Source organism: Alphaproteobacteria bacterium, from assembly GCA_041396705.1.
Classification (GTDB): domain Bacteria; phylum Pseudomonadota; class Alphaproteobacteria; order CALKHQ01; family CALKHQ01; genus CALKHQ01.
Window position 1 is genome coordinate 218,341 of sequence record JAWKYB010000010.1, and the last position, 10,560, is coordinate 228,900.

Annotated in this window: 7 protein-coding genes and 1 pseudogene; all 8 read left to right on the forward strand. The window is 72.1% G+C overall.

Annotated elements, in window-relative coordinates:
- Nucleotides 1-81 precede the first annotated feature (81 nt).
- On the forward strand, nucleotides 82-1,857 hold the full coding sequence (locus tag R3F55_15960; protein ID MEZ5668901.1) for a chloride channel protein: 1,776 nt from the start codon (nucleotides 82-84) through the stop codon (nucleotides 1,855-1,857).
- 110 nt (nucleotides 1,858-1,967) lie between these two features.
- Nucleotides 1,968-2,486, forward strand: coding sequence for a hypothetical protein (locus R3F55_15965; GenBank protein ID MEZ5668902.1), 519 nt, complete (start codon nucleotides 1,968-1,970; stop codon nucleotides 2,484-2,486).
- A gap of 86 nt (nucleotides 2,487-2,572) precedes the next feature.
- Nucleotides 2,573-4,874: pseudogene (locus tag R3F55_15970) on the forward strand (UvrD-helicase domain-containing protein).
- Nucleotides 4,871-5,764, forward strand: coding sequence for a 50S ribosomal protein L11 methyltransferase (locus R3F55_15975; GenBank protein ID MEZ5668903.1), 894 nt, complete (start codon nucleotides 4,871-4,873; stop codon nucleotides 5,762-5,764). Before R3F55_15970 ends, R3F55_15975 begins: the two are co-directional and overlap by 4 nt.
- Before the next feature lie 113 nt (nucleotides 5,765-5,877).
- Nucleotides 5,878-7,890, forward strand: a complete 2,013-nt coding sequence (locus tag R3F55_15980) for an aminopeptidase P family protein (GenBank protein ID MEZ5668904.1) — start codon at nucleotides 5,878-5,880, stop codon at nucleotides 7,888-7,890.
- Nucleotides 7,891-8,030: 140 nt separating this feature from the next.
- Nucleotides 8,031-9,038: a UDP-3-O-acyl-N-acetylglucosamine deacetylase gene (gene lpxC, locus R3F55_15985; protein ID MEZ5668905.1), complete on the forward strand. Its 1,008-nt coding sequence runs from the start codon at nucleotides 8,031-8,033 to the stop codon at nucleotides 9,036-9,038.
- Nucleotides 9,039-9,222: 184 nt separating this feature from the next.
- Nucleotides 9,223-10,041, forward strand: a complete 819-nt coding sequence (locus tag R3F55_15990) for an outer membrane protein assembly factor BamD (protein MEZ5668906.1) — start codon at nucleotides 9,223-9,225, stop codon at nucleotides 10,039-10,041.
- Nucleotides 10,042-10,048: 7 nt separating this feature from the next.
- On the forward strand, nucleotides 10,049-10,560 hold a 512-nt coding region (locus R3F55_15995), incomplete at its 3' end, for an AAA family ATPase (protein MEZ5668907.1).

A 10,560-nucleotide genomic window follows, 5' to 3' on the forward strand; every position in this document is an offset into this window, starting at 1 on the left:
GCGCTTGCCGCCGCGGCGGCCACACGGCACCCTGCTGTCGTTGTGACCGACGCAAAGCCCTGAGTCGGCGCGGATCGCGGGATGGCTGCGCCCCCGACATTCCCCTATGCCGCCGCCCGGCGCCGGATCGTCGGCTGGCTGGGCGGCCATCGCGACCTCGGCCTGCTCGGCCTTGCCCTGGTGCTCGGCTTCGCCTCGGCCTACGCGGCCATCGGCTTCAGCCTGGCGGTGGCGTGGCTGGAGGCCAACATCGCCTTTGCCGGCACCGGCGACGGGGACCCGTGGTGGTGGTGGCCGCTGCTGACGCTGCCCCTGGGCGGGCTTGTCGTCGGCCTTGCGATTGCCCGGATCACCCGCGACGGCCGCCCCGAGGGCGTTGCCGACGTCATCGACGCCTATGTCAGGCCGGGTCGGCGCCTGTCGCTGCGCGAAGGCGCGGTCCACGCCGCGATCAGCGCCGGTTCCATCGGCGTCGGTGCTTCCGTCGGCCGCGAGGGTCCCGTCGTCCACCTCGGCGCCAGCGTCGCCTGCCAGATCGGCGGCTGGCTGCGGCTGGACCGCGATTCGGTGCGCATCCTGATCGGCTGCGGCGTCGCCGCGGCGATCGCCGCCTCGTTCAACGCGCCCATCGCCGGCGTGTTCTTCGCGCTGGAGGTGGTGATCGGCAACTACGGGCTGCGCGCCTTCGCACCCATCGTGATCGCGTCGGTGGCCGGCACCATGATCTCGCGCGCCCATTTCGGCGATTTTCCGGCGTTTGTGGTGCCGCCGCACGAGATGGCCTCGGTCTGGGAGTTCCCCGCCTTCGCGCTGCTCGGCGCCGGGGCTGCGGTGATCGCCACCGCCTTTGTGCGCACCGCCGAGGCGCTGCGCGCCGGGGCGGCGGCGACGCGGCTGCCGGCTTGGGCCAGGCCCGCCGTCGGCGGGCTGCTGATCGCGGCCATCGCGGTCTTTTTCCCCGAGGTGATGGGCGTCGGCTACGCGTCGACCGACTCCGCGCTGCAGGCGGGACTGCCGCTCGGCATGATGCTGGCGCTGCTTGCCGCCAAGTTCGCCGCGACCGTGCTGTCGATCGGATTCGGCTTCGGCGGCGGCGTCTTCTCGCCCTCGCTCTATCTCGGCGCGATGTACGGCGGGGCGTTCGGGCTGATCGCGGCGCAGATCTTTCCCGCGCTGGCCTCGTCGCACGGCGTCTACGCGCTGGTCGGCACCACGGCGGTGGCCGGCGCGGTGCTGGGCGCGCCGATCTCGACGATCCTGATGGTGTTCGAGCTGACCGGCAGCTATCCGCTGACCGCGGCGATGATGGTCGCCACGGTGGTCGGCGGGGTCGTGCAGTTCGAGCTGAAGGGCCGGTCGTGGTTCCACACCCAGCTGCGCCAGCGCGGCCGCGACATTTCCGGCGACCGCGTCGCCCTGGTGACCGAGGGCATTCCCGTACGCACGGTGATGCGCGCCGACCCGGCGACGGTCGCCGCCGATGCGCCGCTGGCGGTGGTGCGCGACCGCCTGCCCTATGCGCCGGGCGGGCAGGTCTATGTGGTGGAGGCGGACGGCCGGCTGCGCGGCGTGATCCGGCTCGAGGCGTTGGCCGAGCTGGTCGATGCCGAGGAGGGCGAGGGCGAAGCGCCGGTGACAGCGGCCGACATCGCCTCGCAGGCCGTCCCGGCGCTGACCCCCGATGCGTCGCTGGAGGAGGCGCGGCGCCGGCTGGAGACGTCCGGCGCCAGCCGGCTGCCGGTGGTGGCCGACACACAGCAGTGCCGGCTCGTCGGCCAGGTCGACGCGCGCGACGTGTTGCGCGCGATGCACCGGGCTCTGCGCGACCGCGTTACCGAGCAGGAGGGCCATGGCTGAGGCCGCCCGGCCGAAGGTTCGGCTGCGCCGGCCTTTGCCATAATTTCGACATCCGGCGCGCGTTCCTGGAGGCCATGGTCGGCGCCCTTCGCCGCAGCGACAACCGAACGATGAGCAGACCCGCAGCAGCCGCAACGCGACGCAACGCATTCCGAGCCCTGGTCCTCGGCCTGCTGGCGCTGGCCTTCGCGCCGGCCGGCGCCTGGGCGCAGGCGGCACCCGGGGATGCCGCGACCCGCTCGCCGAGCGTGCCCGAGGCGGTGCCGGCGCCCGAGGTGGTCGCCGTCGTGGTCGGCACCTGGGAGGCCCAGATCCCGGACGCCTATGGCGGCATGGAGATCTGGCGTCTGGTGATCGCGCCCGGCGGCGACGCGGCACTGGAAGTGACCGGCGCGGCCGGCGCGATGAGCGCCCGTGCCGGACGCTACCAGATCGATTCGCGCACCATCCGGCTGATCGTCCCGGGCCAGGCCGACGAGACCGACCCCAATTCGACCGCCCTCAACCTGCAGGACGCCCACAGCCTGGAGACCTATTTCTACAGGCTGCTCGGACCCGACCGGCTCGCGTTCCGGCCCACGCTGTGCCGGGTCGACCCCTGCCAGTGGATCGCCGAGCGGGTGGAGTAGGCGCGTCCGGCTGTCGTGTTCGCGTGCCTGCGGCCGCGTGATAGCCTATATGGGAATCGCAACATTCCCGGAACGCCCGCAGGACGATGACCGCGCCCGCCACCGCCATGGACCCACCCTATTTCGCGACGCTGAACGCGCGCCAGCGCGAGGCCGTGGCCGCCGTCGACGGGCCGGTGCTGGTGCTGGCCGGCGCCGGTACCGGCAAGACCCGGGTGCTGACCACGCGGCTGGCGCACATCCTGGTCACCGGCCGCGCCCGGCCGAGCGAGCTGCTGGCGGTCACCTTCACCAACAAGGCGGCGCACGAGATGCGCGAGCGGGTCGGCGCGCTGCTGCAGCGCCCGGTGGAAGGCTGGTGGATCGGCACCTTCCACGCGCTGGCGGCGCGAATCGTCCGCGCCCATGCCGAGCTGGTCGGCCTGCAGGCGAACTTCACCATCCTCGACGTCGACGACCAGCACCGGCTGCTGAAGCAGATCCTGCAGGCGGCCGACATCGACGAGAAGCGCTGGCCGCCGCGTGCGCTGAACGCGGTGATCCAGCGCTGGAAGGACCGCGGCCTGACGCCGGAGAAGGTGACGCGGGCCGAGGCCGGCGATTTCGCCGACGGCAAGGCGCAGGCGCTCTACGCCCAGTATCAGGAGCGGCTGCGGGTGTTGAACGCCGCCGATTTCGGCGACCTGCTGCTGCACTGCCTGACGCTGTTCGCGACCGACGGCGACATCCTCGCCCGCTATCAGGACCGGTTCCGTTACATCCTGGTCGACGAGTACCAGGACACCAACGTCGCCCAGTATCTGTGGCTGCGCCTGCTGGCCCAGCGCCATCGCAACATCTGCTGCGTCGGCGACGACGACCAGTCGATCTACGGCTGGCGCGGCGCGGAGGTCGGCAACATCCTGCGCTTCGAGCAGGACTTCCCGGGCGCCGCCGTGATCCGGCTGGAGCAGAACTACCGCTCCAGCCCGCACATCCTCGGCGCGGCGTCGGGGCTGATCGCCCACAACGAGGGCCGGCTCGGCAAGACGCTGTGGACCGAGCGCGACGACGACGACAGGGTGCGCATCCGCGGCATCTGGGACGGGCCGGAAGAGGCGCGGGTCATCGGCGAGGAGATCGAGGCGCTGCAGCGCGACGGCCGCGCGCTGCACGAGATGGCGATCCTGGTCCGCGCCGGCTTCCAGACCCGCGAGTTCGAGGAACGGCTGCTGACGCTGGGCGTGCCTTACCGGGTGATCGGCGGCCCGCGCTTCTACGAGCGGAAGGAAATCCGCGACGCGATCGCCTATCTGCGCGTGGTCGTCCAGCCCGACGACGACCTGGCGCTGGAGCGGATCGTCAACAAACCGAGCCGCGGCATCGGCCAGGCGTCGCTGCAGCATGTGCACGTCGCGGCGCGCGGGCAGGGCGTCTCGCTCTACACCGCGGTCCGCCGGCTGGTGGAGACCGACGAGCTGACGCCGCGGGCTGCGCCGGGCCTTCACCAACCTGATCGCCGACTTCGACCGCTGGCGGGCGATGGCGGAAACCTGCGCCCATGACGAGCTGGCCGGCATCATCCTCGACGAATCCGGCTATACCGACATGTGGCGGGCCGACAAGTCGGCGGAGGCGCCGGGCCGGCTGGAGAACCTGAAGGAGATGGTCGTCGCGATGCAGGAGTTCGACACCCTGCGCGCGTTCCTCGACCATGTCAGCCTGGTGGCCGAGCAGACCGAGCAGGCCGGCGGCGACATGGTCTCGATCATGACGCTGCACAGCGCCAAGGGCCTGGAGTTCGAGCACGTCTTCCTGCCCGGCTGGGAGGAGGGGCTGTTCCCGCACCAGCGCGCGCTCGACGAGACCGGCCTGAAGGGCCTGGAGGAGGAGCGGCGGCTGGCCTATGTCGGCCTGACCCGCGCCAAGCGGCGCGCCTATGTCTCCTATGCCGCCAACCGCCGCATCAACAACCTGTGGCAGAGCGCGCTGCCGTCGCGCTTCATCGATGAGCTGCCGGATGAACATGTGCTGCGCGCGGCCGACGACGGCATCTATCGCGGCCGCAGCGGCGGCGGCTTTTCCGAGGCGACCGCGCTGTATGCGGCCGGGGCCACGGACTGGGGCCCGATCTGGCGCAGCGGCGGACGCACCAACGCGCCGGGGCGGCGCTACGACCAGCCGCGCCAGCGCCGCGGCGGCCCGCCGGTGATCGACGGCGTGGCCGAGGCGGTGGTGCGCACCGCGGCGGAGGAAGCGCGCTACGCCGAGGGCGAGCGCGTGTTCCACCAGAAGTTCGGCTATGGCCTGATCACCGTGGTGGAAGGCGAGAAGCTGGCGGTCGAATTCGACAAGGCGGGCGAGAAGCGGGTGCTGGCCAGCTTCGTCATCCCGGCCGATCGCGCATGAGCCCACCGGCGGCCGGGGATGGCCCTCTGCTGATCTCCTGCATCGCACCTCAGGCCGTCGCCGAAGCGCTGGCGGCGGCGTGGGAGGAGCATGCCGGCGCGGTCGCCGCTTTCGAGGTCTCGCCGGGCGGCGACTGGCGGGTGGAGGCCTATGGCGTCGACCGCACCGCGGTGCCGGACATCCACGCCTCGATAGCGCTTCTGACCGCGCTGCACGGCGCCGGCGGCATCCAGCCGGCCATCGGCCCGCTGCCCGGCGTCGACTGGGTGGCGCAGAACCTGGCCACCTTCCGCGCGCTCAGGATCGGCCGCTTCGTCGTCCGGCCCTCGCACGACACCGCGCCGTTGCCGCAGTCGGCGCTGGCGATCACGCTGGACGCCAATGTCGCCTTCGGCACCGGCGAGCATGCCACCACCCGCGGCTGCCTGCTGATGCTCGACCGGCTGGCACGCCGGGTCAGGCCGCTGCGGCTGCTCGACCTCGGCACCGGCACCGGCATCCTGGCGATGGCGATGGCCCGGCTGTGGCGGCGCCCGGTGCACGCGGTCGACATTGACCCGGACTCGGTCCGGGTCGCGGCGGAAAACGCGCGCGCCAACCGTCTGGCGACCCTGATCCGGCCGGTCGAGGGGCGCAGTTTCGCCCAGCGCGTGGTGCGTGCGCCCGGACCGTTCGACCTGATCGTCGCCAACATCCTGGCCCGGCCGCTGGCGGCGCTGGCGCCCGGCATGGCGGCCAATCTCACCCGCGACGGCACGGTCATCCTGTCCGGCTTGCTGGCCGCCCAGCAGCCGCTGGTGCTGGCCGCCTTCCGCCGCCAGGGATTGTGCCTGCGCGACTGCTATGTCAGCGAAGGCTGGGCCACGCTGATGCTGGCCCGACGCGGCTAGCGCGGCGCCGGCAAAGCTGTGCTATCCCGGTGCGCCGTCCGCCCGGCACGGCGGCCTGCGAGGAGAATGCGACGATGGAAGGTCCGGCCCCGCTCTGGACGAAGGACGATCTGGTGGATTGGCCCGCACTGGCGCGTGCGCTGACCGAGGCCGGCGTGCGCCGGCCGGTCGACGAGGTCCGGGCGCTGCTCGCCGGCATCGCCGCCGGGCCGGAGCCGATCGGCCGGGGCTGGCTGGAGCTGATCGACCCGCTGCTGCTGGCCGAGGCGGACGGTGCGGCGGCGCGTGCGCACGACGACGCCCGGCGCGCGCTGGCGGCGCGGCTGCTCGACCGCGGCGCCGGCGACGGCCCGGCGCGTGTCGCGGCGCTGCGGGCAGCGCTGCAGGCGCGCGGGCTGGCCGGATCTGTCGTGCCGCGCGGCGACGAGCACCAGGGCGAGTATGTGCCGGCGCGGGCCGAGCGGCTGGCGTGGCTGACCGGCTTCACCGGCTCGGCCGGCGTCGCCGTCGTGCTGGCGAACCAGGCCGCGATCTTCGTCGACGGCCGCTATACGCTGCAGGTCCGCCAGCAGGTCGATACCGGCGTCTATACGCCGCTGCACCTGATCGAAACACCGCCGACCCGGTGGATCCCGGGCGCGCTCGCCGCCGGCGACCGGCTCGGCCTCGACCCTTGGCTGCATGGCGCCGCCGAGATCGACCGCTGGAAGGCGGCCTGCGCCGAGGCCCGAGCGGAGCTGGTGCTGGTCGAGACCAACCCGGTCGACGCGGTCTGGGCCGATCAGCCGCCGCCGCCGATCACCCCCGCCGTGCCGCACCCACTGCAGTTCAGCGGGCGCTCGTCGCAGGACAAGCGGGTGGCGCTGGCCGACGAGCTGAAGCAGGCCGGCCAGCAGGCGGTGGTGCTGTCCGCGCCGGATTCGATCGCCTGGCTGCTCAACATCCGCGGTGCCGACGTGCCGAACACGCCGTTCGCGCTGTCCTTCGCCATCCTGCACGACGACGCCCATGTCGAGCTGTTCATGGACCCGCGCAAGGCGGTGCCGTCGCTGTCCGCCCATCTCGGCAACGCGGTCGCGGTGGCGCCGCCGGATCGGATGGGTGCCGCCCTCGACCAGCTGGCGAAGGCCGGCGCCACGGTCCGCATCGACGCGCAGTCGCTGTCCGGCTGGATCGCCAATCGCCTGACCCGGGGCGGTGCCCGGCTCGCGCCCGGTGGCGATCCCTGCGCCCTGCCCAAGGCCTGCAAGAACGCGGTCGAGCTCGACGGCATCCGGGCGGCGCACCGGCGCGACGGCGCCGCGCTGTCGCGATTCCTCGCCTGGATCGCCGAGGAGGGGCCGAAGGGCACGGTCGACGAGCTCGGCGCCATCGCCCGGCTGGCGGCGATCCGCGCCGAGGGCGGCTTCTTCCGCGGCTACAGCTTCGACACCATCTCCGGCGCCGGCCCGAACGGCGCCATCGTCCACTACCGCGCCTCGGAGGCGACCAACCGGCGGCTCGAGCCCGGCTCGATCTACCTGGTCGACAGCGGCGGCCAGTATCTGGACGGCACCACCGACGTCACCCGCAGCATCGCCATCGGCACGCCGACGGACGAGATGCGCGACCGCTTCACCCGGGTGCTGAAGGGCCACATCGCGCTGGCGACCGCGCGCTTTCCGGTCGGCACCACCGGTTCGCAGCTCGACGCGCTGGCGCGGCTGCCGCTGTGGTCGGTCGGGCTCGACTACGACCACGGCACCGGCCACGGCGTCGGCAGCTATCTCAGCGTGCACGAGGGTCCGCAGCGCATCTCCAAGGCGCCGAACACGGTGGCGCTGGCGCCCGGCATGATCGTCTCCAACGAGCCCGGCTTCTACAAGGAAGGCGCGTTCGGCATCCGCATCGAGAACCTGGTCGCGGTGCGCGACAGCGCCCACGCGGTCGAGGGCGGTCGGCCGATGCTGGAATTCGAGACTCTGACCCTGGCGCCGATCGACCGCAACCTAGTCGCCGTCGGCCTGTTGACCGACGCCGAGCGCGATTGGCTGAACGCCTATCACCGGCGCGTGCTCACCGTGATCGGGCCGCAGGTCGACGCGGCGACCCGCGCCTGGCTGGAGGCGGCGACCGCGCCGGTGTGAGCGCGCGGTGCGGCTTTCCTGCCGCGACGGAAACAATAAGAAACAAACATTGATTTCATTTGGCGGCGCCTGCCGCATAGCTTCAGGGCGTGCCGAAGCCGGACGAACCGGGTCGGGCACGACTGAACAGGGCAGGCCGAATGGACGGAAGCAGCTATATCGCAGGCGGCAACGCGGAGGACGCACCGGCGTCCGTGCCCGCGCGCCGTCCGCGCCAGGTGGTCCTGCCGATCGAGACGCTGCCGGACGAGAGCCGCCAGCGCACCCTGAAGAGTTCCATCCACTGCTCCGGCATCGGCCTGCATTCGGGCGAGCGCGCGACGATGACGCTGCACCCGGCCGAGGAAGGCACCGGCATCCTCTTCCGCCGCTCCGATATCGGCGGGCGCGGGGTCGCGATCCCGGCGCGCTGGGACCATGTGGTCGAGACGACGCTGTGCACCACGCTGGGCAACCAGGACGGCGTGAAAGTTTGCACCGTCGAGCACCTGATGTCGGCCTTCGCCGGCATGGGCATCGACAACGCGGTGGTCGAGGTCAAGGGCCCCGAGGTGCCGATCATGGACGGCAGCGCGGCCCCGTTCGTATTCCTGATCGAATGCGCCGGCATCGCGCAGCAGACCGCGGCCCGCCGGGTGATCGAGGTGCTGCGGCCGGTGCAGGTCCGCCACGACGCCTCGGTCGCGACGCTGATGCCGTCGGCACGCTGGTCGGTGCATTGCGAGATCGACTTCGACAGCCCGGTGATCGGCCATCAGGTGGCGTCGATGGCGGTGACGCCGGCGACGTTCCGGACGGAGGTGGCGCGGGCGCGCACCTTCGGCTTCCACCACGACGTGGTGCGGCTGATGGAATCCGGCCTGGCCCGCGGCGGCTCGCTGGACAACGCGGTCGTGATCAGCGGCGACAAGGTGCTGAACGAGGACGGCCTGCGCTACGACGACGAGTTCGTGCGCCATAAGGTTCTGGACGCGGTCGGCGACCTCTATCTGGCCGGCGGTCGGCTTGCCGCGGCCTATTCCGGCACCCGCCCCGGCCACCGGCTGAACAACCAGGTGCTGCGCGCCCTGTTCGCCGAGGAAGGGGCCTGGCGCTGGTCGACCGCGGCGGAGACGGCGACGTCGATGCGGCGCGCGCTGGCCGGCTGACCGGCCGGTCCGGCCCCGCAGGGCCGCGTGTACGGGCCGCTGCGGCGGCCCGCCTTGTTCCCGGAGGCGGCAGGCTGGTATAAGCAGGCTGGGGTTGTGGCGCGACCGGATGAGTCGTGGCCGCACGGGCGATGAACGGCGTGGAAATCGGGACAGGATGACCTTAACGGGAACGGGCCGCCGCGTGCGGCCGGGTCTATTCGTCGGGGCGGCGCTGGCCGGCGCGCTGATGGCGCTGACCGGCTGCGGCGGCGCCGAGGAAGAGGCCTATGTCGAGCAGCCGGTCGAGGACCTGTACAACACGGCCCTCGACAACCTCGCCGCCGCCGAATACGAGGCCGCGCAGGCCGCGTTCGAGGAGGTCGACCGCCAGCATCCCTATTCGGTGTGGGCGACCAAGGCGCAGCTGATGGCGGCCTTCGCCGCCTATCAGAAGGGCAACTACGACGACGCCGTCGTCGCGCTCGACCGGTTCATCGAGCTGCATCCGGGCAATTCCGACACGGCCTACGCCTACTACCTGAAGGCGCTGTGCTATTACGAGCAGATCGCCGACGTGACCCGCGACCAGCGGTTGACCCAGCTGGCGTTGTCGTCGCTGCAGGACGTGGTGACCCGCTTCCCGGGCACCGACTACGCCCGCGATGCGGCGCTGAAGATCGACCTCGCCCGCGACCACCTCGCCGGCAAGCAGATGGAGATCGGGCGCTACTACCTGCGCCAGGGCCAGTACACCGCCGCGATCAACCGGTTCAGGGCGGTGATCACCGACTACCAGACAACCACCCACGTGCCGGAGGCGCTGCACCGCATCGCCGAGGCCTATGCGGCGCTGGGGCTGACCAGCGAGGCGCAGCAGGTCGCCGCGGTGCTCGGCTACAACTACCCTGGCAGCGTCTGGTACATCGACAGCTACGAGCTGATCGAGGGCGGCGACATCCCGGGCAACGAGGATGCCTATGACGGCCTGACCGGCATCTCCTGGCTCGACGACCTGTTCTAGACCCCCGATGCTGCAATCCCTGTCGATCCGCGACGTCGTGCTGATCGACCGGCTGGACCTGGATTGCCATCCGGGTCTGACCGTGCTGACCGGCGAGACCGGCGCCGGCAAGTCCATCCTGCTCGATGCCCTCGGCCTCGCGCTCGGCGGGCGGGCGGATTCCGCCCTGATCCGCGCCGGCTGCACCCAGGCGACGGTCGCCGCCGCCTTCGCGCTGCCCGGCGACAGCCCGGTGCGCGCGCTGCTGGCCGAGCAGGGCCTCGACGCCGACCTCGACGACGGCCTGGTGCTGCGCCGGCAGATCGGGCGCGACGGCCGCAGCCGCGGCTTCATCAACGACGCGCCGGTCAGCGCCCGGCTGATGCGCGACGTGGCCGACCTGATGATCGAGGTCGACGGCCAGTTCGCGGCGCAGGGCCTGCTCGACCCGCGCGCGCATCGCGACCTGCTCGCCCGCTTCGCCGAGGCCGAGGTGGAGCGGGCCGCGGTGGCCGAGGCGCATGCGGGCTGGAAGGCGGC

What these genes read in the sequence shown, in the direction of transcription:
- R3F55_15960 (MEZ5668901.1), top strand. Translation starts at nt 82, where the DNA reads ATGGCTGCGCCCCCGACATTCCCCTATGCCGCCGCCCGGCGCCGGATC.
- R3F55_15965 (MEZ5668902.1), top strand. Translation starts at nt 1,968, where the DNA reads ATGAGCAGACCCGCAGCAGCCGCAACGCGACGCAACGCATTCCGAGCC.
- R3F55_15975 (MEZ5668903.1), top strand. Translation starts at nt 4,871, where the DNA reads ATGAGCCCACCGGCGGCCGGGGATGGCCCTCTGCTGATCTCCTGCATC.
- lpxC (MEZ5668905.1), top strand. Translation starts at nt 8,031, where the DNA reads ATGGACGGAAGCAGCTATATCGCAGGCGGCAACGCGGAGGACGCACCG.